The following is a 25,972-nucleotide window of genomic DNA, read 5'->3' as shown; positions in this document are numbered from 1 at the left end:
TTGACGGAAGCGACCGCCTGCTATTAAATGAGAACCATTATCATAAATAATGGTTTTTCTTATGTTGGTTGCCGTTCTCGCCACATTTGCCAGTGTGGCGCTGTTTTATCTGTCCGACCGACAGCAGCGCTGGCTGGATCAACCTCTCCCTGCCTTTACTCGCTTGATCGCTTTGGCCATGTTGGCCGGCGGGCTGCTGCTGTTCACCCTGCAATTGGGGGTCAGCGTGGGCCTGTTTGTAGGGTTGTGGGTATCCACATTACCGGCGCTGCTGGTGCCCTTGATAGTGAGTCATTATCGAGACCGTTATCAGCGCCGGGGTGGAAGCCGATGAGAGCTTTTTGGGCATTTGTATTCAGTTTGCCGCTGTCAGCAATGCTGATGGGGTTGCTGGCGGCATTGGTGCCGGTTCCTTGGCAATCTTGGTTGGTGTTGCAGTTGTTGGGGATAATGTTGTTGTGGATGTTGCTGGTGGTTTTGGTGGCAATCCCTGAGCGTACCTGGCCGCCTTTGGTGGCGCTGTTGGTGATGAACGGGGTTGCCTGGCTAGCGTTGCAGGCAACGGCCCTGTATGGAGGCGGCGCATGAAAGCGGCTCGTTTGCGGCGTTTTATCGATTTACATGCTTGGCTGGGCATGGTCAGTGGGCTGATTCTGTTTGTGGCGTTTTTTGCTGGCGCTATCAATGTGTTTCACCACGAGCTTCATCATTGGCAGACACCTCAGGCCACTGCGCAGGCATCGCAACAAGCCATTGATGGGCAGGCCCTTCTTACTCGCGTCACCGAGCAGTATCCGGATGCCCGTACTCGCCTGTTTTTCTTGCCTGAAGAAGATCCGGCAGTTATGTGGTTTCAAACCAGTGAAACCGGTGGGGGGGAGTGGCTCACCGCCCACGCCACGGATTTCGATACGGGCGGAGAGTACGTCGAGCAGCCCCGGTCGGCGTTGGCGGATTTTATCAATCAGTTGCATTACCAACTGGCGATTCCTAGTGGCGGCTTGCCCATCAACCTGGGGATGACGTTTATGGGGCTGATTTCGATACTGTACGGGGCGGCGCTGTTTACTGGCTTAGTGATTCATTGGCCAAAATTGAGCAAGGAGTTTTTTGCTCTTAAGCATGAAGGCAACCTACGCCGTTACTGGAAGAACATGCACAACCTGGTTGGCGTGATCAGTTTTCCGTTTCATTTGATCATGTCGGTGACCGGTGCCGCCATGGGGGCTTTTACCCTGGTGGCGGTGGTGCTGGGCACGTTAGTTTTTGGTCCTCAGCTGCGTGGGGTGATCGAAGAGGAAATTGCGGTGTGGCCGCCGGTACAAAGTGAGGGTGAACGCGTTGCCATGGCGCCGATTGCAGATTACTTATCTGCTGCGGGCGAAGCGTTGCCAGAAATGAGCGTGGACTGGGTGGAAATTCGCGGCTATGGAGATGCCGCTGGCTGGGTTGATGTGGCCGGCTCTGTACCAGGCTATGTGGGGCATCATGTCCATGTGGTGCTGGGCTCGACCATGGCAACGTTGAGCGTGATTGCGCCAGGACAGCGCAGCTTGAACTTTGATACGTTCTCACCGGTTTATTCTCTGCATTTCGGGGACTACGGTGGAATGCTGGTGAAATGGCTCTACTTTGCCATGGGCTTGCTGGGGGCTTTGTTGTTTGTGTCCGGGAATGTGTTGTGGTGCGAGCGACGCAGTGATCGCCAAGGGCCCAGCCGGGCTTCTGCTTTTTTGTTGCGTTTGACGCTGGGGCTGTGCTTCGGGGTTGTGATCGGAGTGGCGTTCAGCTTTCTGGTTAGCAAAGGGCTGCCCTATACGCCTTGGGCGGCCTGGGTCGCCACGGTGGAGCGGGCGGTGTGTGGCGGTGCGATTCTCTTATTGGTGTTGCGGAGTCTGCGGGCATCGCCGCTGCGGTTCAGCGGCCAAATGCTGGCCGCCGCGCCGTTGTGTTATTTGGCGGTGCCGGTATTGCAGGTCGCCTTGGAGGGCGAGCATGTACTCGACGGCGACAACCTGCTGATTAACGGCCTGTTATTGGTGGTGGCGTTATCATTGTGGGTGGTGCGGCGGCAGTTTCGCAAACGCGTGCGCCTGGCCGAGCCTCACCCGCTTTGGGTCGGAAAGGTCACTGAGGGGCAGCCTAAGCACCTCACCGAAACGGAACGGGAGGCGGGTTCTGCTTATTAGGCAGTATGTCGCTGCGCGCCTTATTGTGGTCGTAGAGTGGCACCAATAAGCGGGCCCATGGTCTCCGATGTTCTCCGCTTGGGAGAAATAAAAAGTCTGGAACAGATCGGGGACAAGGGTTCTGTGGCGAATGCTTCGCCATCAAGGTAGTTCAGGCGGTTCCCTCGAGGGCATCGTGGCGTTGTATTAGCGATGTGCGAGTGCATACCGCTAGCGGTATGCACTCAGGTTGATCGTCTTGTTGGGTGCTACGGCTTCTTTGCTGATGGGTACGCGTTGCCGGCTAGCGGTTGGCGGGAAAAAATACCCATAATCGGCGTGCCCTGTGCCTGCAAGACCGGCTCAATATCCCGATGTAGGGCGTGGTAATTATAGAACGGCACACGCGGAAAAAGGTGATGGATGGAGTGCAGGTTCTGGCCCAACCAGAACCATTCCAGCGGCTTCATCCAGCGCGGCATAATCAGGCTGTTAGTGTTGCGATAACGTTCACTTACCTTGTAAGGGTGGTGTGGACGATAGGCAAACCAGTAGGCGGTGAATAGCCCGCCAGTGTAATATCCCAGCAGCAGCACGGCGATGGTGCCGGGCTGGTCTACCATCGTTAGGAAGGCAATGCGCCAGCCGATCGATACCGCCAGTTCGGTGCAATAAATCAATCTTTCCTTGGATGACGCAGTGGCCCAGCTGTGTTGCACAAAAAATGTGTTCTGCACCCACTGGAAGCGTAGCCCGGCGGCCAGTAACCCCAGTAGTCCTTGTTGCATCCCGCTGATAATAAAGTCCGGATCCTTGCCCGGTTGATTGGTATAGCGGTGGTGGGTGAAGTGCTCAATGCGATGAGAGGCATAGGGGATCGCAATAATGGGGGCTACTAGGTACCCGCACAAATCGTTGATCCATTTGCGGCCATCATTCTGTCCGTGAATATTGCCGTGGGCGGCCTCATGTAGTGGCGTATAGGACATGTAGGTCAGTACGGCGACCAGCAGATAAGCGCCCCAGGCCGGTAGCGTACCATTGGCGAATAACGTGAGTGTGGCAATAAAGGCGGCGACTACGGCCACGGTTAGTAAAATTGTCGGCCAGGCGGTTTTGCCCATATAGTGTTTGGCACAGGCAATGGCTTGTTTGTTCAATGCTGCCGCGTCCATGGTGCTGTCTCTTGTTGGTATGATTAGGGTGAACATTACGTAGACGGCACAACAATCAGAATAGCCACCGTGGCCAATCACCCTGCAAAAGTGGCCAGTGTGTGACAGGGGGGTATCAACGGAACGGTTAATGCATCAATCAAACGACAAATTGCACCCGGTGGCCATCAGCCAGGTGATGCTCAATTTCGCTCAGCGAAATGGCATTGACCGGCAAACCTGCCTGCTCGGCACGGGTATCTTGGAAAGCGAATTATCCAGTGGTGAAGGACTGGTGACCCGCACGCAGGAAATGCGGCTGATCGAAAACTTGATGCTGGCCCTGCCGGAGGTGGGGGCTTCCGGGTTCGAGCTGGGTTTGCAGTACAATTTGGCCACCTTCGGGGTTTGGGGTTTTGCTCTGCGCACCTGTAAGACCTTGCGCGAAGCTGTTGCACTTGGGGTGCGCTATCTGCCTTTGAGTACGGCCTATTGCCGCATTCTTTTGTGCGAAGAGGAGGATGCCTTTGGCATCACCTTTGACCCCGATCCCATTCCGCCCCATCTGCGCCAGTTTCTGCTGGAGCGGGATATGGCCACTTCTCTTAATCTGGCCAGGGAAATCTCCCTTCAGGGGGCTGAATTCAAAGCCATCGAGTTCACCGGCACCCCCGATGTGGATGCTGCAGCGTTGAAAGCACTGTGCGGCATTGCCCCCACATTTGGAGCTGGATCCAACCGCATTATGGTTAACCGCGCCGGTGCCAGCCGGCCCTTTTCCGGCTACGATCCGGCCCTCACTCGCATGCTTGAGCAGCAATGTCAGCAACGTATGGATACCGTGGAAAGCAGCGGTATCGCCGGCAAGGTCCGTCAAAAATTGCTTGGCGAGTTGGGGCTGGGCGCCAGCCTCAATGATATGGCCCGCGACCTGGCCCTTTCCACCCGAAGCCTGCGTCGCAAACTGGAGCAGGAAGGCACCAGTTACCGCGATTTAGTCGAAGAAGAGCGCCGCCAGCTGGCCCTGCAACTACTGGGCAACACCACCATGAAGATCGAAGAAGTCGCTGCTCACTTGGCGTACACCGACGCAGGCGGATTTGTCCGCGCCTTCCGGCGCTGGCAGGGCTGCTCGCCAAGTACGTATCGGGAAAATGAGTGATGGGGGCGTGCTGTTGATTTTTGATAGCCCATAAAAAAACCTCCCGATGGGAGGTTTTTTTATCTGGTACGCCCGAGAGGATTCGAACCTCTGACCTTTGCCTCCGGAGGGCAACGCTCTATCCAGCTGAGCTACGGGCGCAAAACTTGAAGAACTTGGGGGTTCAACGGGCGCGAATGATAGCGGTTTGTGGCGGCCTCGTCCATGGATTGGGTGCATCCTGTGTTGTGATCGCTATAATCGGCGCGTCGGGAGCGTGTCCCGGTATCTGACCATGAGCAGGCTGTCTCTTTCCGGGTTTCCGGCAGTGCTGTTTTCCTGACGAGCCCGTGTCCGCCGTGTGCCAATGTGGTGGGCGGGCTTGTGTTGGAGAAAGTGGGGATGAATCTGTATTGGGTCGTGTTATTACTGGCGGTGATTGTGGAAATCGCTTGGGCCATGAGTCTCAAATGGATCCAGCTTAGCCCAGGGGTGCTCTCTATTGGTACTTCACTTGTGCTCACCGGCTTGAATATGTTGATGTTGTCCTATGCGATGCGGGGCATTCCCGTGGGCACGGCATACGCCATCTGGACAGGGCTCGGTGCGGTGGGTATTACCCTGATCGGTATCGTGTTCTTCAAGGATCCGGCCAATGCGTCACGGCTGGCCTTTATGGCATTGATTGTGGTGGGGATTGTCGGCCTGAAGTTGACCAGTGGTCCGGCCTGAAAGAGGCGAGGGTGAGGTAAGGGTTGGATCTGATGGCTGATGTGGTGCCGAATCGTTCGTTCGGGTATTTTACAATCTTTTCCCGCTAACGCGTTGATACATCGGTACCCTTTGCGGGCAGATGTTGGCCTGCAACAGATGGAGTTTAACCGTGCGCATTGCTTATCTCGAAGATGACATGGCCCAGGCGGAGCTGGTCACTCACTGGCTTAAAGAGGCTGGCCATAACTGTATTCACATGGCCAGTGGCCGTGATTTTATGTCCCTTCTGCGTCGTGACACCTTCGATATTTTGGTGCTCGACTGGGAAGTGCCAGACATGAACGGCTACGCTGTGCTCGAAGAAGTACGAGCCAGCGGTAATCGCACCCCTGTGTTATTCGCGACGCAGCGTGATGATGAATCATCCATTGTCGGCGCACTTTCTCAAGGGGCGGATGATTATATGGTGAAGCCTACCAAGCAAGCGGAATTGCTGGCCCGTATTAGCGCTCTCGGGCGTCGGGCAGGGGTATCGGAAATGGATGAAGAAACCACGCTGAATGTGGGGCCGTGGACCGTGGACCGGTCCCGGCGTCAGATCCTGCTGGATGAAGAAGCGATTAAATTGACTGACAAGGATTACGAGCTGGCCTGCTATTTGTTCCAAAATGTGGGCAAACTCATGAGTCGGGCGCACTTGCTGGAGAAGGTTTGGGGTATCATGACCCCGATTGAATCACGCACCGTTGACGTGCATATCAGCCGGATTCGACGTAGCCTGCAAATTCGCCCTGAACGAGGCTATCGAATTAAAACGGTGTACCAGCACGGATATCGTCTGGAGCCGATCGAAGAATAAGGACACATCTATGAGGGTCTGGTTGAGCACGGCCATGCTGCTGTGCCTGCTATCAACGGCCTGGGCCGGGGATGATTGGCATTATACCTTGCGCCCTGGCGACTCTCTTTGGAAAGTCTGCCAACAGTTCGCCCAGACCCCACAAACCTGCTGGGGTAAATTGGCACGCCATAATGACCTCGACGACCCTCATGTTTTGCACCCCGGCGACACCTTACTGGTGCCAACGAGCTGGTTGAAGGAAAAACCCATTCCGGCCACTGTTGATGCGATCACCGGTGAAGTGATGTTGTATCCAGCTAGCGGCGGAGAGCCTCGTCGGCTGAGCAATGGTGATGTGGTTGGTTTTGGTGATGCGTTGGAAACCGCCGCCAATAGTAGTGCCCGCCTACGTTTTGCTGATCAGTCAGAAGTGCATATTAAGCCGACGAGTTTGCTGGTTGTGACCCGCTATCGTCGTTTTCTGAATCACCAAAATGAACGCACCGAGCTGCGTTTGCAGCGCGGTAATATCCGTAACCGTGTCAGTCCCCGCCAAAGTGACGAGGCTTCTTTTGAGGTCTACACCCCCGGTGCCGTGGCCGCGGTGCGGGGTACGGAGTATTACTTGGGGGTGGATGGAGCCGAGACCACGCGAAATGAAGTCATAGAAGGGCGCGTGGATGTGGGGGCTCGTGGTACGGAGCGTCAGATAGAGGGGGGCTACGCGACCCTGGCGCATGTGGATGAAGCGCCGATTGAGCCGGTGGCATTGCTGCCGGCTCCAGCCATGGAAGTGACAGCGTCGCACACCGGTGTGGTGGCAGCATGGCATACCCAGTCCGAGGCCCGGTCTTACCTGCTGGAGCTTTATAGTCAGCCGGCAGGTCGATTGCTGAATCAAGATTACCTTTCCTCTGGGCACTGGCAGAAAGAACTGCCCGTGGGCGACTACCGTCTATTGGTGCGGGCGGTAGATGAGAACGGCCTGCGCGGTGATGAAAGCTGGCACGCGTTCAGTGTGCCCGCGCCGCCAATAGAGCCCGAACCTGTTCCAGAGGAAGAAGATGCGCATTGGGATGTTTGGGTGTTCATGGGTGCGGCCGCTCTACTCTTGGCGCTATAACTTATGCGCAATCGTCTGAGCCCGGATCAACGCCGTTATTTGGCAGAGCATGTATCTGTGCTTTGCTTGGTCGTAGGCTTGTGTGCGTTGTTGACCATCAGCGGTGCGCTGTCCTTTGTGGATCGGTATATCTACGACAACCTGCTGCAAGCCCTCCCTGACGACCCCTCCCAGGATGTGGTGATCGTTGGGATCGATGAATACAGCTTGCGCGAAATTGGGCGTTGGCCCTGGGATCGGGAAGTCCACGCCCAACTGATCGAGCGTCTTACGGAAATGGGTGCCCGTGCTGTGCTCATGGATCTGATTCTGTCTGAGCCTGACCGTAACAACCCGGGTTCTGATGTGGCCTTGGTGCAGGCCATGGAAGCCAACGAGCATGTGTACCTGCCCGTGCATGTGGAGCAATTGCGGGCAGGGGGGCAGTTGATTGAAGTATTGCCTTATTCACCGTTTGCTCGTGCTGCAGCCGGGTTGGGGCATGTGGATTTGGAGCTGGATGCCGACGGTGTGGCTCGGTCGGTCTATATGCGCTCGGGGGTGGGGCAGGCTTGGTGGCCACACATTACCCACACGTTGCTCGTGCAAGAAGGGATTTTGTCTGAACAGGTGTTTCCCGCCGATAAGGGCGAAGAGTTTTCTGGGCTGGCTAATGTCCGTCGATATCACCGTTACATCCCTTTTGTCAGCGGCCCTAATAGTTATCCGCAAGTTTCTGCCGTCGAGCTACTCAATAACCGAATACCCGAACAATTGATTCGCGACAAAATTGTGCTCATCGGCGCTACTGCTGCCGGCTTGGGTGACATGCTGCCCACCCCTATGGCGGATCAGGGGGAGTTAATGGCCGGTGTCGAGATCAATGCAAATCTGCTGGATGCCTTGCGCGCCGATCGTCTCATCCGCGATTTAGCCATGCCCAGTGCGTTGGTGCTTGGGGTAGTGCTGGCTCTGTTGGCGCCCTTGCTGATGCCTTATGTGTTGCCACGCTGGAGCATGCCGCTGGTTTTTTCGGTGCTGTTGCTGTGTTTGCTGGTTAGCATGGCCTCGTTGATTTCTTTGCGCTTGTGGTTTGCGCCTAGTGCGGCCATGGCATCGGCCATCATGGCCTATCCATTATGGACTTGGCGGAGGCTGGAGTACTCGCTGTCCTATATGCGTAATGCCCTAGAGCGGTTGTCGGAATACAGCGATTTGAACCAACGGCTGACGCAGCCCTCCTCATTGGCACAAATGAGCCGTATGTTGGACCAGGTGCTGCCGGTGCGCTCCTGGCGCTTATTAGGTGGAGAGAAGCCGTTGCGGGGCGGCGACAGCCTGCCGGCGGCCACATGGAAAGGTGAGTTGGCGCGCCAATACCGGTTCCGCCATGATGGCCGGCGCTATGAGCTGGATCTGGTTTGGGAACAGGCATTACACGCGGATACCTATGATTACTGGGTGCGGGCCATGTTGGTTCGTACCCGTACGCGGGCTCCCAATGTGGGGCCACGTTACGAAGTATTGGAAAAGCATATTGAACGGTTGCGTCGTGAAGAAGAGCGGCAAGAGGCGCTGACGCGTTTCTTTCAGGTGACCTTGGCGCAAATTCGAGAAGGCGTGGTAATTGCTGATGCCTGTGGGGTGATTGTCTATGCCAACCCGCAGGCGGCTTTTTTACTGGGGCTGGAAGTGGGCGCGCTGGATTCCGGGCAGCCTATGGTCACGGAACTGAACAGGGAGTTGGAACTGCGCGAGCACTGCTGGGACGATCTGCTATGCCAGACCCTCAGTGAGGGGCGGACCCAGATTGAATGCCGCAACCGGCAGGGTACGGATCTGTACTTGGATATGCTGCTAGTGCATGCAGGTGATAATCCGGGGCGGATGATGATTATCTCCTTCAAGGATATTAGCGATGTGAAGCTGGCCATGCGGGCCCGCTCAGAAATGCTGGATTTCCTCTCTCACGATTTGCGTTCGCCCATGGTGTCGGTGTTGGCGTTAACGGAGAAAATGCGTCATTCCGGAGCAGAGCGGGATTTGCCGGTGTTCTTAGATAATGTTGAGCACTATGCCCGGCGTAACCTAAATATTGCTGAGCAATTCCTGCAGCTTGCGCGGGTGGAAGCGGTGGATTCCGTGGAAATGAACGAGCAAGACATGCTTGATGTGGTAGAAAGTGCGATTGATCAGGTGCACATTCAGGCCCAGCAGCGTGATATCGTCCTGCGTTTTGAATACGACCCGGATCAGGAAGTGTGGGTGCTGGGTAATAACGAGCTGCTGGAGCGCTTGGTCGTGAACTTGCTGACCAATGCGGTGAAATACAGCCATGAAGGTAGCTCGGTAGATGTGACCTTGTATGTCGATGGTGAGCGGGTTGCCTGTGACGTGCGTGACCGTGGTGTGGGAATTCCGCCTGAGTTCCAGGAACGACTGTTCGATCGCTTTAGCCGGGCCAGTACCAGCGGAGGCGCCCGAACCCGTGGCGCGGGCATGGGTCTGCGTTTCGTCAAAGTGGTTGCTGAGCGCCATGGCGGGGAGATTCGAGTTCACAGTGTGGTTAACGAAGGAAGCCGCTTCACCCTGTTTTTACCGCGTGTTGAGCTGACCTGATACTCCCCGAATCGCTGCGTTGCGGTGGCTCGACGGGTGATCTTTCTGTTGTCATAGAGGCTCGGGCGGAGCCTTATCGAGCGCTTTACTGAACAGCCGCTTGTCTCTAACGGGGGCGGCAGTTTTGCATTCATCGTTCGCTGTAACATCAAGCGTTTTGTCCCTACGCCTTGAGCGGGTATAATCGCCAGCCGCAGCGCCCATAAGGGGCCGTTTAGGGCCTCCGCGGCGAATCACAGAGAATTAGAGGTGTAATCGTGAAAAAGATGCTAACCGCCAGCCTGGTACTGGTCGCTACCCTGTTTGCCGCCGGTAGCGTGGCTGCCAAGAGCACCAAGGAAATTTCTCCCTACCCACTAGGTGAGCGCTCTGTTTTTAGTGATCGCGCCATTGAAGAGCGCATCAAGCCGGTGGGCTCTGTGTGTGTAGAAGGAGACGAGTGTGGCAGCGCTGCAGCTCCGGCAGAAGAAGTGGCCAGCGGCCCTCGTTCCGGTGAGCAAGTCTACAACGGTTCCTGTGCCGCCTGTCACGGTACCGGTGCTGCTGGCGCCCCAAAAATGGGTGACGCCGCTTCCTGGGCACCGCGCATTGCCAAAGGTGAAGCCACCATGCTCAAGAATGCTATCAATGGTATTAACGCCATGCCTCCTAAAGGGATGTGCATGGACTGCTCTGACGATGAAATCAACGCTGCCATCGAGTACATGGTTAGCAAGAGTCAGTAGCGGCTTTGCAGAAACTCTACTGGTACTCAATCGCAATGGTGTTGCCAGTGTTGTGGCTGGCCGGCTGTTCCGATGATAGCGCCCCGGCTAATGGGCCTGCTCAACAGGCCCGCGACGGGGCGCAGTTATATCGCCAATACTGTGTTACCTGTCACGGCTCTGGCGCCTTGGGGGCTCCCGGTGTAGGTAAGGAGCATCGACCCTACTGGTCCCATGAAATCGAAGAAGACGGTTTCGACGCCCTGGTCCTAGATGCTATCAATGGCTTCAACTCGATGCCGCCTCGCGGTGGCTGCTTTGACTGTAGCGACGACGAAATTCGCAGCACGGTGATCTATATGCTGAACAAAAGTGGGGCAAAGTAAGAAAAGACGCCGCACGCGATATGCTTCGCACAACAACGCGAAATAGTTTGTCTTTTTTATATTGCAAAGAGGCCGCGCCCCGGACGGGAACGCGGCCTCTTTGCATTTGGCACAAAAAGAACGTGCTCGTGTTGCCGTGTCAGTGCCGCGTTACCTAATCCAGTAACGCCCGAAGATTAGCAATGCTGGCTTCGGCCACTTCCGCTTCTTTGGCTTCATCTTTCTGAATGCCGATGCCCAGATAGTCGATGTCATCTTGCGGCATTTCATCCACGAAGCGGCTGGCAGTGGTGTCGATTCGCTCGCCGTATTGTTTGCGCGTCAGCGCCTGAGTCATGGCCAGGGTTTCTCGGGCGCGGGTGATGCCCACGTACATGAGGCGGCGCTCTTCGACGATGTTGTCTTCTTCAATGCTGGTGCGGTGGGGCAGGAACTCTTCTTCCACCCCCATCATGTAGACGTGGGGAAATTCCAGACCCTTGGAGGCGTGCAGGGTCATCAGTTGCACCCGGTCGGAGTCGTCTTCTTCTTGCTGCTGTTCGAGCATGTCCAGTAGCACCAGCTTCTTGATCACCGATTCCAGATCGCTGGCGCCTTCTTCGTCGTCTTCCTGTTTTTCCAGCATGCGCTCAATGCTGCGCACCAGTTGCCAGATATTTTCGATATTCTTTTCGCCGATACGTGGGCTGGAGGCGTTCTGCATCAACCAACCTTCATAATCCATGTCGGTGATGAGTTCTTGCACCGCTTGCAAGCTGTTCTGGCCGAAGCAGAATTGCCGCTTGGCATCGAGCCAAGCCTTGAACTTTTGTAGCTTCTCGGCGGCTTTCGGGTTCATGACCTCACTGAGCGCGAAGTCATCACACACGTGGTACAAACCCTGCTCGCGCTTGAGTGCCCAGGTGGCCAGTTTTTCCAGTGTGGCGGGGCCAATTTCCCGGCGTGGCGTGTTGATGATACGTAGAAAAGCGTTGTCGTCATCCGGATTGACCAGCAGGCGCAAGTAGCACATCAGGTCTTTAATTTCGCTGCGGGAGAAGAAACTTTTGCCACCGGATACCTTGTAGGGAATCGACAGACTTTGCAGTTTCATTTCCAAAATACGCGATTGGAAATTGCCACGGTAAAGTACGGCAAAGTCTTTCCACTGCAACCCTTTCTGTAGGCGACGGTGAAAGATGTCGCTGGCGATCCATTCGGTTTCAGCCTCTTCATCGCGTAGAGCAGAAAAGCGGATCGGTTCGCCGTAACCATAATCGGACCACAGGCTTTTCTCGAATTCGTGGGGATTGTTGGCGATGACGGTGTTGGCGGCTTTAAGAATGCGCCCGGTGGAACGGTAATTCTGTTCCAGCTTCACCACCTTCAGGGTCGGCCAGTCTTCCTGTAGCTGCGCCAGGTTTTCCGGGCGGGCGCCGCGCCAGGCATAGATGGACTGGTCGTCATCGCCCACCACGGTGAATTTGCCCTCCGGTAGGGTGAGCATTTTCACCATTTCATACTGAGCACCGTTGGTATCCTGGTATTCATCCACCAGCAGGTACTGAATACGGTTGCGCCACTTTTCCAGAATGCGTGGCTGCTCGTGGAACATGCGCGCGGGCATCAGGATCAGGTCGTCGAAGTCCACCGCATTACACACCCGCAGCATACGATCATAGCCACTGTAGGCCATGGCTGCGCGCAGGTCTTCGTCGGTTTCGGCAGTGCTCACTGCTTGTTCGGGTAGCACCAGGGCGTTTTTCCAGCTGGAAATGCGTTTGTGGATCACATCCACCGCGTCCAGGTCCCGTTCCGATTCACCTTGGCGAAGAATTTCCTTGAGGATTTCCTTGCTGTCCGCCCCGTCCAGAATGGAGAAACCGTTGCGCAGCCCGCAGGCTTTTAACTCGGATTTGAGGATGCGCAAGCCCAGGTTATGGAAGGTGGAAACAATCAGCCCCCGGGTCAGGTCACGGCTGACCAGCTGTTGCACCCGCTCTTTCATCTCCCGCGAAGCCTTGTTGGTAAAGGTCACCGCTGCAATATGGCGTGCCGGAATGCCCCGCTCCTGGATCAGCCAAGCGATCTTACGGGTGATCACGCTGGTTTTGCCGGAGCCCGCACCGGCCAGCACTAACAGAGGGCCGTCCGCGTAGTCCACGGCTTCCTGCTGGCGGGGGTTAAGCTTGCTCATAGGGCTCCGGTAACTCTGGGCGGGAATCGGGCCGCTATGATACCAGTGATGCCCTCGCGGCACCTTATGTCGGTTATCATGGCGGTTTTACTGGTAACGGTTTTTTGCCCATGCGTTTGGACTATTTTCTTGCCCACAGTGCCGGCCTGACTCGCAAGGAGGCCAAACAGCTGATCAGCCGTGGTGCGGTGACGGTGGAGGGGGAGGCCAAGCCCAAAGCCAATTTGCAGTTGCGCCCGGATCAGGCGGTGACCGTTCACGGTGAGCGGGTGCAGCCGCCGGGACACCGTTATCTGATGCTCCACAAGCCTGTGGATGTGGTCTGCTCCACGGAGGATCCTGGCCACCGCACCGTGCTGGATTTGCTGCCGCCAGAACTGCGCGCTCAGGTGCATCCGGCCGGCCGGTTGGACCGGGATACCACCGGCCTGGTGTTGCTCACCTCCGATGGGCAGTGGTCCCATCGGCTTACCTCTCCCAACCATGCCTGCGGCAAGCGTTACCGGGTGCAGTGTGCGGACCCGGTCAGTGATGAGGATATGCAGGCGCTGCGTGAGGGCGTTTTGCTACGCGGGGAAGACAAGCCTACTTTGCCAGCACAGGTGGAACGGTTGGATGAGGCTTGCTTGCTGCTGACCATTCGGGAAGGGCGTTACCATCAGGTTAAACGCATGTTGGCCGCCTGTGGTAACAAAGTGCTTGGGTTGCACCGGGAGCAGATCGGCGAGATTCAGCTGGATGCGGCTCTGGCGCCGGGGGAATATCGCGCGCTGACTGAGGACGAGGTCGAGAGTATCTGACGCTATTTTTGCTGGTGTGCCGGTAGTGCGCTGATAGGAAAAGCGAAAAGGCGGAGATGTTTTGCCGGTATTTTTTCCTGCGTTTTTATTCTTTGAGCCAAGCCACATGTCTTTCTTTCAACGGTCTACGCAACGGCATTACGTCCACGGCGCTCAATGCTTAGCGGGTTTACTAGGGCGTGGGCATCGTTATACGCCCACGGCGTTTGGTCGCTCCCCAAGGCGGCCCATCACCTCAATGGTCGTAATGCGGGTGATGATAATGCTGCCCAGGGCAGGAACCATAGGTCATGCAGTGGGCGTGACGTGAAGGTGGCGGGGCCGAGGCCCTTCTTTGCTACATCACAAAGGGTGCGGGCATTATCGGTGCCGAACCTGGCGATTGTAAGTAGATGATCCCGTTGTCTCGCGTTGCCCTTGGATATCTGCGATAGGGATATTTACAGCAAAGGGATTGTCAGAGAGACAGAGAAGGGCTGTCGCGAACTGCAAGGCTAGACAGCTTTCGGTCATTTTCGGACAGGTGGAGAAGTGGCGTATAATGGCTCCATGAACCGCTATCGTTTTATTCAGCTTGATCCGGGCACTGGCCGTTCGCCGGTGCCGGTGAACTACGTTCGCAATCTGCTCGAACTGATCAGCGAGGTGGGGGTGGACACCCGGCGTTTACTGCGTGAGGTGGGGTTGACCGAAGAGGCTATCTATAACCCGGAACCGACACTGCGTTTTGAGCAGTTCCGCCAAGTGATGGTGGGGGCCCGGGAAATGACCGGCAACCCGGCGTTGGGTCTGGTGTTGGGTCAACAGCTCACGCTCACAGCCCACGGCCTACTGGGCTATGCAGCTATCAGCAGTGTGGATCTGGGTGATGCTTTGCGTTTGCTGGAGCGTTATTTCCGGACTCGTACTCGCTTGTGTGTGCCGCGCATTGAGTCCTCCACCGAGGGGGTTCGCTTCTGCCTTCTGGAAAGTGTGCTATTGGGCGATATTCGCGAAACCTACCTGGAAGTGGTGGTTGCGGCAGTCGTGGGCGGGATTCGCTACCTGCTGGGTGAGCGTTTCCGCGGTGTTGTACTGGAGCTGCCCTATGCGCCGCCGGCCCATGCAGACCGATACCGTGAGCTGTTGGAGATGCCGGTGGAGTTTGGTGCTGAGGTGGCCGCCCTGCGGTTACCGCATTCCTTGCTCAACGAACCGTTCACCTTGTCCGACCCGGCATCGCGGCACATGGCTGCGCAGAAATGCGAGCAAGAGCTTCGGCGTCTGGAGGCGGACCAGGACTGGGCTAGCCGGGTGTATGCACGCTTGATGCAGGCGGAAGGTATGTTGCCCAGCTTGGAGCAACTGGCGGGTAATTTTCATGTCACCTCGCGGACCCTGCGCCGTTATTTGAATGCACTTGGTGTGAGCTACCGTTCCTTGTTGGAGGAAGTGCGTATGACCAAAGCCATGGCGTACCTGAAGGCGAACATTACCGTGCAACAGGTCGCCAGCCGCTTAGGCTACGCGGATCCTAGCAACTTCGCCCGTGCCTTCCGTAAATGGACCGGTCACCCACCGAGTCACTTCCAGCCTTAACGTTTCCAGTGGCGATCTTTAGCAACAATACGAAGGGGGTGGTGAGTCATGCTCGGCCCATGCCCGCCCCACGCCATCATCGTTTGTGATATGCCGTGGGCACGGCGTTCCAAATGATGGGGGCAGTCCAGTGTTGTTGCGTACAGCGTTCCTCATCTGGCAATCCCCGCGCCATAACGCTAGTGTTCCCGTCCTTGTCAGCAAGAAAACAACCCATGAGTCATCACGAACCCGTTCTGCTGGTTTCCCGGCATAACCACCCCCGCGGCAGTTGTCAGCGTGGGCGCATGCAGCGTCAGAGGTTGATTCATCGTGCGTCCTATGTGGTGGTGACAGATCTAGCAGGAAGGGTATGCGTGCAGAAACGGGCAGCAGACAAGCACTTCTATCCCGGTGGCTGGGATTTGGCCGCCGGTGGGGTAATGCGCCCGGATGAAAGCGTGGCTCAAGGGTTGTCGCGAGAGTTGCACGAAGAGTTGGGTCTGCAGCGCCAGTTTTCTTGCTGGCAATGGTTCTGGTTTGCCAATCCTCATCACCGCGTCTGGGGCGCCCTGTCATCAACGGTAGCCTGCCCTGAGGCGGTGTCCCTCAGTGACGAAGTGGTCGCCGTACAGTGGCTGCCAGCCTGTGAAGCGCTGGCGTTGCCCGGTGCCACTCCGGATACTCGCCACGCGCTGTCCTTGCTGTTGTCATCGTCCTCCTGAGCGTTTTCGTCCTTGTGGCCGGGTGTCTGGCTGGATAGGTTTTTGTATCAACAGGGGGAGCTTTATGACTCAGCGATTCAGTGTGCGCGGTAAACGTATTCTCATCACCGGGGCCTCCAGCGGCTTTGGCGCCCATTTTGCTAGGGCTCTGGCCGAAGAAGGCGCAGACCTTGTCCTGGCCGCTCGTCGTGTAGATAAATTGGAAGATACCGCCAAGGCCGTGCGTGAACAGGGCCGAGACGCCATCGTGGTGCCCATGGATGTAAGCGATCACGCTAGCGTCGAGGCGGCTTTTGGCTGCATGCCAGCACTGGATGTGGTGGTGAATAATGCCGGCGTCTCCCACGAAGGTCCCACCGAGAATATTGCCGAAAGTGAGTGGGATCGAGTGATCGATACCAATCTGAAAGGCGTCTGGGCGGTCTCCAAATTTGCCATTCAGCAATGGCAACGCGATGAGCGTCCAGGCAGCATCGTGAATATCGCGTCCATTCTTGGCTTGCGAGTAGGCGGCCGTGTGGCGGCCTATACCGCTTCCAAGGCAGCGGTGGTTCAGCTCACCAAATCCCTGGCGCTAGATTGTGCGCGCTACAACATTCGCTGCAATGCCATTTGTCCTGGGTATGTGGAAACCGATATCAATCGTGATTTCTTTAGCAGCCCGCAGGCGGAGAAAATGCTTAAGCGTATTCCTTTTCGTCGGTTGGGCAATATCGATGAACTGGTTGGTCCGTTGTTATTGCTGGCCTCGGATGCGTCTTCTTACATGAGTGGTGCCATTATTGCCGTAGACGGTGGCCACCTTTGTACTACTCTTTAATGCTCGCCTACCGCTAGCCGCGGCAATCGTCGTTGCGGGTAAAGCGGCGCTTTTTTCAATCAGTAGCAAGGAATGATCATGGATTTTTCCCTGGGTCAGGAACTGGAAAGCTTGCGCCAGCGCGTGGCCATCTTTGTAGAAGCGGAAATCATGCCGCTAGAAAACGACAAGACCAATTACGACGGCCATGAGAACTTCAAGGAAAGTGTTGTCGATGCTCTGCGCGACAAAGCCAAAGCTGCGGGCCTGTGGGGTTTTCAGTTACCGAAAGAACGCGGTGGCCTGGGAGTGAATGTGTCAGGCATGGCGGTGCTGTATGAAGAGGCCGCCCGCAGCCCGTTTGGGCCGGTTGTGTTTAACTGCGCACCGCCGGACGACGGCACCATGATTATGTTGAACAAGATTCTCAATAATGAACAGAAAGAGCGTTGGTTGCAGCCGATGATCGACGGCAAGGTACGTTCCGCTTTTGCCATGACCGAACCCGAAGGTGGCTGCGGTTCAGACCCTTCGTTGACCTACACCTCGGCGACCAAGGACGGTGATAACTGGATCATCAAGGGGCGCAAATGGTTTATCACAGGCGCGGAAGGCGCGCAGACGTTTATCCTGATAGCCAAGACCAGCGATGACCCACGCAAGGGGCTTACTGCGTTTTTATTCGATGCGGATCAGCCCGGTTGGGAAGTGGTACGTCGCATTCCCATCATGGGGCCGGAGGAACACGGCGGCCACTGCGAATTGAAATTCGATGGCTTGGTCATCCCAGATAAAAACCGTTTACTGGACGTGGGCGATGGTTTGAAAGTCACCCAGATTCGGCTTGGCACGGCGCGGCTGACCCACTGCATGCGCTGGCTGGGGTTGGCCAAGCGTTGCATGGAAGAAGCGGCCAGTTATGTAGAAAATCGCATGAGCTTCGGCACCACCCTTGCTGAACACGAAGGCGTGCAATGGATGCTGGGCGACGTGGCCAAGGAAATCGAAGTGGGCCGGCTGTTAACCATGCAAGCGGCCTGGATGCTGGATCAAGGAGACTTTGCCAAGAAAGAAATTGCCATGGCAAAAATTCATGTGGCGGACACATTACATAAAGCGGCAGATACGGCGATTCAATTATGTGGAGCCCGTGGTTATTCCAAGGATACGCTGCTGGAGTGGATCTATCGCTACGCTCGCCAGGCGCGCCTGGTAGATGGCGCTAGCGAAGTGCACAAAATGGTGCTCTCGCGTCTGTATTTGAAAGAGAAGCGTGATTTCTTTAAGTGGCGAGTGTAGGGCCGCTGTGTGTTTGCTATGCGCGTCGCTTGCGGTTGTGGCGTTGTGGTTAACCATCGCAGAAAATTTCTGCTTTGGCCGTCAGTACGGTAGCGACGTTTCGTAAAGGGGCGTTAGGAGCTCTGTTTTTGCTGAAGGTTTTGCCGGTAACTTAGCGCTTCGCGAAGGTGGTCCCGCTCCACGTTGTCGCTACCCTGCAGGTCGGCAATGGTTCGCGCCACCCGTGCACTGCGGTGCAGGGCACGAGCGGACAACCCCAGCCGCTGCATGACGCCGGCTAACCAATCACGGTGAGAGCGCAGCATAGGCTCCAACTGGTCGTTTTTTAGTTCTCGGTTCAGTTGCTTTTGCCGCAACCATTGCAGGCGCCAAGCTTCTTTAACCCGTTCGCGGACCGTGTGGCTGGCCTCTCCCTGCTTATCTCCTAGAAGTTCGCTGGCATCCACGGCGGGCACGTCCAGGTGCAGATCAATGCGATCCAGCAACGGGCCGGACAGTTTGCTCTGATAGCGTTTGGCTTTTTCACAGCGGTAGCCACAACTTTTTTCAGGATCACCCAAATAACCACAGGGGCATGGGTTCATCGCCGCAATCAACTGGAAGCGGGCAGGGAAGGTGAGCTGCTGGGCGGCGCGGGCAATGCTGACTTCACCGGTTTCCAGCGGTTCGCGCAAGACCTCCAATACCCGTCGGTCGAATTCCGGTAATTCATCCAGAAACAGAATGCCGTGGTGGGCCAAGGATATTTCACCTGGTCGCGGGTAGCTGCCGCCGCCTACCAGTGCGGTTGCTGACGCGGTGTGGTGCGGGGCTCGGTAAGGCCGTTGATGAAACAGGCTGCTGTCACGAGGCTGGCGTAGAGAGTAAATCGCGGCCACTTCCAGTGCCTGGTTCGGGTTCAGTGGCGGCACCAGCCCGGGTAAGCGGGATGCCAGCATGCTCTTGCCGGCACCAGGCGGTCCGCAGAGCAACATGGAATGTCCGCCAGCTGCGGCAATCTCCAGCACCCGTTTAGCGTGGGCTTGGCCGCGGATCTCCGAGAGGCAGCCACCTTGATAGACCCCAGCCAGTGGCGCGTCACAGTGGTGCAGCGGCAACGGCGTTTGCCCGGCCAGGTGGGCAGCAACGTGTGCGAGTTGGTCGGCGGCGATGGTGCCGGCCCCGGCGAGGGCCGCTTCGTCGGCGTTGTCACGGGGGACGATCAGGGTGCGGCCGGTGGATTGGCAAGCCAGGGCACAGGGAAGCATAGCCGGGACCGGGCTAAGGGAACCGTTCAGGGAGAGTTCGCCAATAAATTCGAATGGGTCTGTGTCGATGCGACCCAATTGGCCGCTGGCCAGCAAAATACCCAGCGCGATGGGTAGGTCGAAGCGACCGCCGTCCTTGGGTAAATCCGCCGGTGCCAAGCTCACGGTGATGCGCCGCTGGGGAAAATCGAAGCCGCTGTTAACCAGCGCAGAGCGTACTCGGTCGCGGCTCTCGCGTACCGCGGTATCGCCCAATCCGACAATAGTAAATGCCGGCAAACCCGGAGCTAGATGGGTTTCCACCCGCACGGTGCGGGCTTCAATACCTACCGGTGCCCGGCTGTATAGCAGCGCATGCGTCACGATACCTCACAAATTCAATGGGCTGTGAAGCAGTGTACGGGGTGGGGGTCAGGGTGCCTGTAGGCTGGTGTAGATGCTGGCTGTAGGAAAAGGGCTGGGCGCACCAAGCGATGGCTGCAGCCGGGGGCGCTTGCAGGCAAGCTTCCACAGTGAAAGTGTGCTGTAGTTCAGGCGTCCTGTGCTTTTTCCAGTTCGGCTACCTGTTTCTCCAGCGCTTCCAGTTTTTCGCGGGTGCGCAGCAATACTTGCTGCTGGATATCGAACTCTTCACGGGTAATCAGATCCAGCCGGCTGACGGTTTCTGCCAGCACGCCGCGTACGTTGCGTTCTACTTCGCTACGCAACCCGCCCAGGTCAGTAGGCAGGCGGCGGCTGATGTCGGCCATAAGGCGGTCGATGAAGGGTTGATCAGGCATAACAACGGCGTCCTTGTAATGATGCGCGGATGGTAGCACGGTGTGCGGGGGTGAGGCACCGGGTTGCTCAGGCAGACATTCTGCACCAACCTGGATCCTGCCCCATTGTGGTGCGCTATAATGGCGCGCTTGGGCTGGATGATGAATCCAGGCTGTGATGCAAGTGACTGATAAAGCATGATTTTTTAAAACTGGCATGGGTCGTGCACTAATTGGGTCAGAGCGTTCGCGCAAGATGTGGATCGGGAACCATAACGGGGCTCGAAGAGAAACGGACGTCACCGGACGCGGTGAAAGCTGAGGAGAAAAAAATGAAATTGGTTACTGCCGTAATTAAGCCGTTCAAATTGGATGACGTGCGTGAAGCACTCTCCGAGATTGGCGTGCAGGGCATCACTGTTACTGAAGTGAAAGGCTTTGGGCGTCAGAAAGGTCACACCGAGCTGTACCGGGGTGCCGAGTACGTGGTGGATTTCTTGCCCAAGGTAAAAATCGAAGTGGCCATCGCCGAGTCGAGCTTGGACCAAGTGATTGAAGCCATCGCGAAAGCCGCTAATACCGGCAAAATTGGTGACGGCAAAATCTTCGTTACCTCCCTTGAGCAAGCGATTCGCATCCGTACCGGTGAAACCGGCGAGGACGCGATTTAAGTTTTACCGTGTTTTGAATTGACCCATGCCAGGGCTTTAAGAGAACACGCTTCCATTTTCGGAGGGTTGCATTGTGGAAAACCAAATTTTTGAATTGAAATACGCGCTGGATACGTTTTATTTCCTTATCTGTGGCGCGCTAGTTATGTGGATGGCTGCCGGCTTTGCCATGCTCGAAGCGGGCCTGGTGCGCGCCAAGAACACCACGGAAATTCTCACCAAAAACGTGGCCCTGTTTGCCATCGCCAGCATCATGTACATGGTGTGCGGTTACGCGATCATGTATGACGGTGCTATTTTCCTTTCTGGGATTGTGGGCGACGGGGTTGCTGGCGCAGAAGAAGCGGCTACCTACGCACCATCTGCTGATTTCTTCTTCCAGGTTGTGTTTGTCGCAACGGCCATGTCCATCGTATCTGGTGCGGTGGCAGAACGGATGAAGTTGTGGGCATTCTTGATCTTCGCGGTTGTTATGACCGGCATTATCTATCCGCTGGAAGGCTCCTGGACGTGGGGTGGTGCGGATGTGTTCGGTTTGTATAACTTGGGCGACCAGGGCTTCTCTGACTTCGCCGGTTCCGGCATCGTTCACATGGCGGGTGCGGCTGCTGCCTTGGCTGGTGTTCTGCTGTTGGGCGCACGAAAAGGCAAATATGGCCCGAACGGTGAAGTACACGCCATCCCGGGTTCTAACCTGCCATTGGCCGCACTGGGTACCTTCATCCTGTGGTTGGGCTGGTTCGGTTTCAATGGTGGCTCTGTGCTGGCAACGTCCAGTGTCGGTGACTCCAACGCGGTGGCGGTTGTGTTCATGAACACTAACGCGGCTGCTGCCGGTGGTGCCATTGCTGCGCTGATTGTTGGTCGCATCTTGTTCGGCAAAGCCGACCTGACCATGCTGCTTAACGGCGCCTTGGCAGGGCTGGTGGCGATCACTGCGGAGCCCTCTACCCCGACTGCTTTGCAGGCAACCCTGTTCGGTGCCTTGGGTGGCGTGCTGGTTGTATTTAGCATCCTGACTCTGGACAAGATGAAGATCGATGATCCGGTGGGTGCGATCTCCGTGCATGGTGTAGTTGGTTTCCTCGGCTTGATGCTGGTTCCGATCACCAACCCGCTGACCGACGATGGTGGCGCAAGCTTCTCTGGTCAGCTGATCGGTGCAGTGACTATCTTTGCTTGGGTGTTCGTTGCAAGCCTGGTGGTATGGGGCATCCTGAAAGTGGTAATGGGTATCCGCGTTAGCGAGGAAGAAGAGTACGAAGGCATGGATATCGCGGACTGCGGTATGGAAGCCTACCCTGAGTTTGTTAAGGGTTAATAAGAGGCGCAGCAAGCAACACGCGTCATGCAACAAAAAAGCCCCGGCCGGTTGGTCGGGGCTTTTTTGTGAGTGGCGGATTTTTGCGTTTTCTACAATGCGGCTATAGGCGTTTCTTGCCAGTGCCGCTTTGTGTTTTTGTGCGCAGCACTGCGCAGTGGTTGACCGTGCCATTCCTCCCCTATGCTATCATCGCTCCCTTTCCGGCCAGCAGTATGTGTGCACCATGACTGAACCAACCGTTATTCGCCTGCGTAAAAATGAAGAACGTCGCCTGAAAGCGGGCCACTTGTGGGTTTATGCCAACGAGATTGATACCCGACATACCCCGCTTAAGGATTTGTCTGCCGGTACTTGTGTACTGGAAGATAGCCGTGGCAAACCGTTGGGGCGCGCCCTGCTTAGCCCGCATTCATTGATTGCGGCGCGTCTGTATAGCCGTGATGTGAAGCAGGCGCTGTCGCGTAGCTTTTTCAAAAAGCGTATTGAGCAAGCGCTGACCTTGCGGGAACAACTGTTTGACGATGCCTGCTACCGGTTGATTTACGGCGAAGCAGATGGTCTACCCGGCCTAGTGGTGGATCGCTTCAACGATGTGCTGGTGGTGCAGACCGGTTCCGGTGCCATGGAAGCCCACCTTGACGTGATTGTTAGTGCCCTGGATGCGGTGCTGGCGCCAACCCATATTATCGCCAAGAACGAAGCCGTTGCCCGTGAATTTGAAGGCTTAGACCGTTATACCAAGGCGTTGAAAGGCGAGTTGTTGGATGAAATCAGCCTCACTGAAAATGGTGCGGCTTTTGTGGCGCCCTTAGCGGAAGGGCAAAAGACCGGCTGGTTCTATGACCACCGAGCTGCTCGCCAGAAAATGCAGGCGCTGGCCAAAGGTGCTCGTGTGTTGGATGTGTTCAGTTATTGTGGCGGTTGGGGCGTGCAAGCGGCATTGGCCGGGGCGGAATCGGTGACGTGTGTGGATGGTTCCGAAATCGCCACGGATTATGTGCACCGTAATGCGCAGCTGAACGGTGTTGCCGATACCGTGGGGAGCATTCAGGGCGATGCTTTTGCGGCTATGAAGCAATTGATCGCTGACGGTGAAAAATACGATTTGGTAGTTCTGGATCCGCCAGCGTTTATCAAGCGCAAGAAAGATTTCAAGAACGGCTTGGCCGGTTACCACGCCATTAATGAGCTGGCCATGCGATTAGTAAAGCCGGGTGGGTACCTGGTATCAGCCTCTTGTTCTATGCATATGCCTGCAGAGCGCTTGCTTGAGGTGGTGCATAGCAGCGCTCGCCATATTGACCGCAGTATTCAGGTGGTGGGTTATGAGGGGCAAGGGCCGGACCATCCTGTGCACCCGGCCATTGCAGAAACCGCCTACCTGAAAACCTGGTTCTGCCGCGTGTTGTTCAGTCTTTAGCCGTCTCTACGGCTGGATTTCGCGCGCTGTTCCTGAAAGTCACGGCGTTGATGGTTGGGTATGATGATCTGAGCCCGTCACAGGCCAGCACCCAGTGCGCGGTCATTCTTATGGCCATACTTGGCACTTTTTGTGCCCGGCGCTGTTCTTTTGCTCCCGTTTTTCCGTCGTCATTCTAGGAGATCATGTCGACACCATTCACGCTGATGCGGCCCACCTCCAGACACGTTTTAACACGACGCCCCCCCGCATTAATTTCCCGCACATAGCGAAACGGGCCTGCGCGACAACCGGCACCCGCGGCCCCAGCGATCAGGCCTTTCCGAAGGCGGCTAATTCTTCGGTGATAGGATGCAATCATTTATCCTGCTGGACTAGCGGGCGGGCCTACAGCTCTGGCTAGCGATCTTCGTCGGGTCGGGAAAAAGAAAAATCACGATCTCGGCCTCGGTTTTTGTTTTTTTTGACAACGCAGGGCTCCACAAAAGGGGGGCGCGTATAGTGTAGAGTATGTGCAGGGGCGTCCTGATTTGCTGGGCGCATGGCCCGCAGGCACGAAAATTGAAAGGTATAGAGAGCTGACATTCACGCTGGCGAACAGAGAGGTGGTCGCGTGTCTTTACCCCCGGATTTTATGCATGCCCGTGTGGATGCAGTGAGGAAGAAATTGAACGTGCAGGTGTGCAGCCTGTATCAGGCCGATAGCAGCCGAAAAAGCTTGGAAATCGTTGCCACCAGTGGTCTGAATCAGCGTGTGCTGGGGGCTACTCTAACGTATAGCCAAGGATTGACAGGCAAGGTGGCTCGCACCCGAAGTACTGTGGTGGCGCGGGACGTGCAGGCTCATATGGATTATTTCTATGTGCCCGGTTCGGATGAAGAACATTTCCGCAGTTACCTGGGCATTCCGCTGGAATGCGACAGCGTCCTCTACGGTGTGTTGGTGGTGCAAACAAGGGTGAAAAAAACGTTTTTTCTGAAAGATATCAGGGAGCTTCACAACGGAGGCCGGGATTTATTGGATGCGCTCAAGTTGAGCGTACGGTGGGCGGGCTAGAAGCGCTTGTGAGCTTCTAGCCACGAGTAAATAAAAGGCAAAGTAAGTTGCCATGCCATGGTGTTGATATATTCGCCGTTAACAGTGCGAAGCTTTGCCTTATTCGCTCGCCAACCAGGCCAGTGCGTTTTTCTGTTCGGCCTCTATTTAAAGGCTTTCACTTCGCCGGGAATCAGCGCGCTTGCCTGTTGAGCGACATTGCTGATCCAGTCGTGGCTGGTGACGACGGCGATGCGGTGCCAACTGAGCGGGTGACGAAGGCCGACCAAGGCATCCTGCAACATGGCTCCGGCTGAGAAACTGTCAAAGGTGGGCCCGATTTCGTAGAGCAGGTTAATTTTGTCGTGCTGGCTCAGAGCGCCTTCGATGGCCGGTGCTAGTACTTTTCGGTAGTCCTCGGCGGTGAGTTCTCCGTGGGCGCTGACACCAGCGGTGTCTCCGGGATTGAGCCGCGAGGTGTGTTGGATAGCCAGGTTCCGGATATCTTGCGCTTCGTGATGAACTTTGGTTTTCCCGCTAAACGTGATTATTCCTTTTCCTTCCCGTAAGCCCGCAGAAACATATCTACAACTTGTTCGGCATGGGGTTTCGCTTCGCTGGCTGTCATGGGCGCATTGCAGCCGATCATCACGCGCATGTGCTCACAGCCTTGCAGCAAGCTGAAGAAATTCTCTGCGGCTTGCTTGGGGTTGTCCGCCTGCAGGAGCCCAATGTTATTACCTTTGCGTACCAAGTTTTCCATGGCGGTGACGGTACGTTGTGGCCCAGCCTCGAAAAATAGCTGTGACATGGCCGGGTCCTGTGTCGCTTGGCTGGTCATTAGTCGCTGTAGTTCAACTACCTTGGGTGTATGAATCAGTTGTAGAAACGCTAGGCCAATTTTGGTCAGGGTGGCGCGAATCGAAAGGTGCGGTTCCAGTGCGAAGATAGGCATGGGAAGTAAGTTGTGACATGTCGTCTCAATCGCTGACGAAAATAGCGTCTCTTTATCACTAAAATGGCTATAAACCGTGAGTTTGGAGACACCAGCCTGCTTGGCCACGGCATCCATGCTAGTGCCGGTAAACCCATGCTTGAGAAACAACGCTGTAGCCGCCTTAAGGATGGCGGTGCGCTTTGCCGGGTCTTTAGGGCGCCCGCGAGGATTGGGTTGATCTGGGGAAACACTGTCAATCATATTTCAATACTGGACGGTTCAGTTTAATAAAATTACTATACTGCCGAGTATAGCATGCCGGCAAGTTAAGCCCGGCAGAATCTGCATCACAAGCAGAGCCACTTAATGAGGTGGGATCAATAATGAGGGTGCC

The 25,972-nt window shown here is 56.1% G+C and carries 25 protein-coding genes and 1 tRNA gene; 19 read left to right on the top strand and 7 right to left on the bottom strand.

Features of this window, described 5'->3' with window-relative positions; genetic code table 11:
• Positions 1–61 precede the first annotated feature (61 nt).
• From ABO_RS13025 to ABO_RS13015, 3 genes are read left to right on the top strand one after another with little or no spacing between them, the layout of a single operon-like run.
• Entirely contained in the window at positions 62–334 is a 273-nt protein-coding gene (locus tag ABO_RS13025; RefSeq protein ID WP_062810591.1) for a hypothetical protein, read from the top strand.
• Positions 331–588 (top strand): hypothetical protein, encoded by a 258-nt coding sequence (locus tag ABO_RS13020; protein ID WP_035460009.1) that lies wholly within the window; start codon positions 331–333, stop codon positions 586–588. The genes ABO_RS13025 and ABO_RS13020 overlap by 4 nt, the downstream gene beginning before the upstream one ends.
• Positions 585–2,189, top strand: coding sequence for a PepSY-associated TM helix domain-containing protein (locus tag ABO_RS13015; protein WP_011589818.1), 1,605 nt, complete (start codon positions 585–587; stop codon positions 2,187–2,189). The genes ABO_RS13020 and ABO_RS13015 overlap by 4 nt, the downstream gene beginning before the upstream one ends.
• A gap of 248 nt (positions 2,190–2,437) precedes the next feature.
• Here the strand turns inward: ABO_RS13015 and ABO_RS13010 are convergent, their stop codons facing one another.
• Positions 2,438–3,343: a fatty acid desaturase family protein gene (locus tag ABO_RS13010; RefSeq protein ID WP_231483436.1), complete on the bottom strand. Its 906-nt coding sequence runs from the start codon at positions 3,341–3,343 to the stop codon at positions 2,438–2,440.
• A gap of 130 nt (positions 3,344–3,473) precedes the next feature.
• On the opposite strand from ABO_RS13010, the gene ABO_RS13005 reads away from it, so the two are divergent.
• Positions 3,474–4,484, top strand: coding sequence for an AraC family transcriptional regulator (locus ABO_RS13005; protein WP_011589816.1), 1,011 nt, complete (start codon positions 3,474–3,476; stop codon positions 4,482–4,484).
• 64 nt (positions 4,485–4,548) lie between these two features.
• Here the strand turns inward: ABO_RS13005 and ABO_RS13000 are convergent.
• A tRNA-Arg gene (locus tag ABO_RS13000) sits at positions 4,549–4,625 on the bottom strand.
• A 240-nt stretch (positions 4,626–4,865) separates the two neighbouring features.
• Here ABO_RS13000 and ABO_RS12995 point away from each other — a divergent pair.
• The 6 genes from ABO_RS12995 to ABO_RS12970 all read left to right on the top strand — a co-directional run bounded on the left by ABO_RS12995 (position 4,866) and on the right by ABO_RS12970 (position 10,829).
• Entirely contained in the window at positions 4,866–5,195 is a 330-nt protein-coding gene (locus ABO_RS12995; RefSeq protein ID WP_011589815.1) for a DMT family transporter, read from the top strand.
• 151 nt (positions 5,196–5,346) lie between these two features.
• On the top strand, positions 5,347–6,036 hold the full coding sequence (locus tag ABO_RS12990) for a response regulator transcription factor (RefSeq protein ID WP_035460011.1): 690 nt from the start codon (positions 5,347–5,349) through the stop codon (positions 6,034–6,036).
• A gap of 10 nt (positions 6,037–6,046) precedes the next feature.
• Positions 6,047–7,141 (top strand): FecR domain-containing protein, encoded by a 1,095-nt coding sequence (locus ABO_RS12985; protein WP_011589813.1) that lies wholly within the window; start codon positions 6,047–6,049, stop codon positions 7,139–7,141.
• A 3-nt stretch (positions 7,142–7,144) separates the two neighbouring features.
• Entirely contained in the window at positions 7,145–9,739 is a 2,595-nt protein-coding gene (locus ABO_RS12980) for a CHASE2 domain-containing protein (RefSeq protein WP_011589812.1), read from the top strand.
• 266 nt (positions 9,740–10,005) lie between these two features.
• Positions 10,006–10,464: a c-type cytochrome gene (locus ABO_RS12975; protein ID WP_035460154.1), complete on the top strand. Its 459-nt coding sequence runs from the start codon at positions 10,006–10,008 to the stop codon at positions 10,462–10,464.
• A gap of 5 nt (positions 10,465–10,469) precedes the next feature.
• Entirely contained in the window at positions 10,470–10,829 is a 360-nt protein-coding gene (locus ABO_RS12970; protein WP_011589810.1) for a c-type cytochrome, read from the top strand.
• A 154-nt stretch (positions 10,830–10,983) separates the two neighbouring features.
• Here ABO_RS12970 and rep read toward each other — a convergent pair whose 3' ends face one another.
• Complete coding sequence (rep, locus tag ABO_RS12965; RefSeq protein WP_011589809.1) at positions 10,984–13,005, bottom strand: DNA helicase Rep; 2,022 nt, start codon at positions 13,003–13,005, stop codon at positions 10,984–10,986.
• 110 nt (positions 13,006–13,115) lie between these two features.
• Here rep and ABO_RS12960 point away from each other — a divergent pair, with 110 nt between their 5' ends.
• From ABO_RS12960 to ABO_RS12940, 5 genes are all read left to right on the top strand, one after another.
• Positions 13,116–13,805 carry a pseudouridine synthase gene (locus tag ABO_RS12960; protein ID WP_011589808.1) on the top strand — a complete coding sequence of 230 codons (690 nt, stop codon included), beginning with the start codon at positions 13,116–13,118 and terminating at the stop codon, positions 13,803–13,805.
• Between the two features lie 531 nt (positions 13,806–14,336).
• Complete coding sequence (locus ABO_RS12955) at positions 14,337–15,383, top strand: AraC family transcriptional regulator (protein WP_011589807.1); 1,047 nt, start codon at positions 14,337–14,339, stop codon at positions 15,381–15,383.
• 215 nt (positions 15,384–15,598) lie between these two features.
• Positions 15,599–16,087 (top strand): NUDIX hydrolase, encoded by a 489-nt coding sequence (locus ABO_RS12950; protein ID WP_035460021.1) that lies wholly within the window; start codon positions 15,599–15,601, stop codon positions 16,085–16,087.
• A gap of 64 nt (positions 16,088–16,151) precedes the next feature.
• Positions 16,152–16,907, top strand: a complete 756-nt coding sequence (locus ABO_RS12945; RefSeq protein WP_011589805.1) for an SDR family NAD(P)-dependent oxidoreductase — start codon at positions 16,152–16,154, stop codon at positions 16,905–16,907.
• Between the two features lie 78 nt (positions 16,908–16,985).
• Complete coding sequence (locus ABO_RS12940) at positions 16,986–18,185, top strand: acyl-CoA dehydrogenase family protein (RefSeq protein WP_011589804.1); 1,200 nt, start codon at positions 16,986–16,988, stop codon at positions 18,183–18,185.
• A gap of 113 nt (positions 18,186–18,298) precedes the next feature.
• Here ABO_RS12940 and ABO_RS12935 read toward each other — a convergent pair whose 3' ends face one another.
• Both ABO_RS12935 and ABO_RS12930 read right to left on the bottom strand, forming a co-directional pair.
• Positions 18,299–19,795, bottom strand: a complete 1,497-nt coding sequence (locus ABO_RS12935; RefSeq protein ID WP_011589803.1) for a YifB family Mg chelatase-like AAA ATPase — start codon at positions 19,793–19,795, stop codon at positions 18,299–18,301.
• A 167-nt stretch (positions 19,796–19,962) separates the two neighbouring features.
• The gene (locus tag ABO_RS12930; RefSeq protein ID WP_011589802.1) at positions 19,963–20,211 is read right to left on the bottom strand and encodes an accessory factor UbiK family protein; all 249 of its coding nucleotides are present in this window, start codon (positions 20,209–20,211) and stop codon (positions 19,963–19,965) included.
• A 311-nt stretch (positions 20,212–20,522) separates the two neighbouring features.
• Here ABO_RS12930 and glnK point away from each other — a divergent pair, with 311 nt between their 5' ends.
• The 4 genes from glnK to ABO_RS12905 all read left to right on the top strand — a co-directional run bounded on the left by glnK (position 20,523) and on the right by ABO_RS12905 (position 24,662).
• Complete coding sequence (gene glnK / locus ABO_RS12925; RefSeq protein ID WP_008930504.1) at positions 20,523–20,861, top strand: P-II family nitrogen regulator; 339 nt, start codon at positions 20,523–20,525, stop codon at positions 20,859–20,861.
• Between the two features lie 73 nt (positions 20,862–20,934).
• Positions 20,935–22,182 carry an ammonium transporter gene (locus tag ABO_RS12920; RefSeq protein ID WP_011589801.1) on the top strand — a complete coding sequence of 416 codons (1,248 nt, stop codon included), beginning with the start codon at positions 20,935–20,937 and terminating at the stop codon, positions 22,180–22,182.
• A gap of 226 nt (positions 22,183–22,408) precedes the next feature.
• The gene (locus tag ABO_RS12915; protein WP_041705123.1) at positions 22,409–23,605 is read left to right on the top strand and encodes a class I SAM-dependent rRNA methyltransferase; all 1,197 of its coding nucleotides are present in this window, start codon (positions 22,409–22,411) and stop codon (positions 23,603–23,605) included.
• A gap of 613 nt (positions 23,606–24,218) precedes the next feature.
• Positions 24,219–24,662 (top strand): GAF domain-containing protein, encoded by a 444-nt coding sequence (locus ABO_RS12905; protein WP_011589799.1) that lies wholly within the window; start codon positions 24,219–24,221, stop codon positions 24,660–24,662.
• A gap of 143 nt (positions 24,663–24,805) precedes the next feature.
• On the opposite strand, the gene ABO_RS14600 is transcribed toward ABO_RS12905, so the two are convergent.
• Positions 24,806–25,030, bottom strand: a complete 225-nt coding sequence (locus tag ABO_RS14600) for an STAS/SEC14 domain-containing protein (RefSeq protein ID WP_231483448.1) — start codon at positions 25,028–25,030, stop codon at positions 24,806–24,808.
• A 158-nt stretch (positions 25,031–25,188) separates the two neighbouring features.
• On the bottom strand, positions 25,189–25,839 hold the full coding sequence (locus ABO_RS12895; RefSeq protein WP_011589796.1) for a TetR/AcrR family transcriptional regulator: 651 nt from the start codon (positions 25,837–25,839) through the stop codon (positions 25,189–25,191).
• Positions 25,840–25,972: the final 133 nt, after the last annotated feature.

It is taken from the genome of Alcanivorax borkumensis SK2 (assembly GCF_000009365.1).
Taxonomy (GTDB): Bacteria; Pseudomonadota; Gammaproteobacteria; order Pseudomonadales; family Alcanivoracaceae; genus Alcanivorax; species Alcanivorax borkumensis.
The sequence above is the reverse complement of the archived record's forward strand: the minus strand, read 5'-3'. Positions and strand labels throughout refer to the sequence as shown.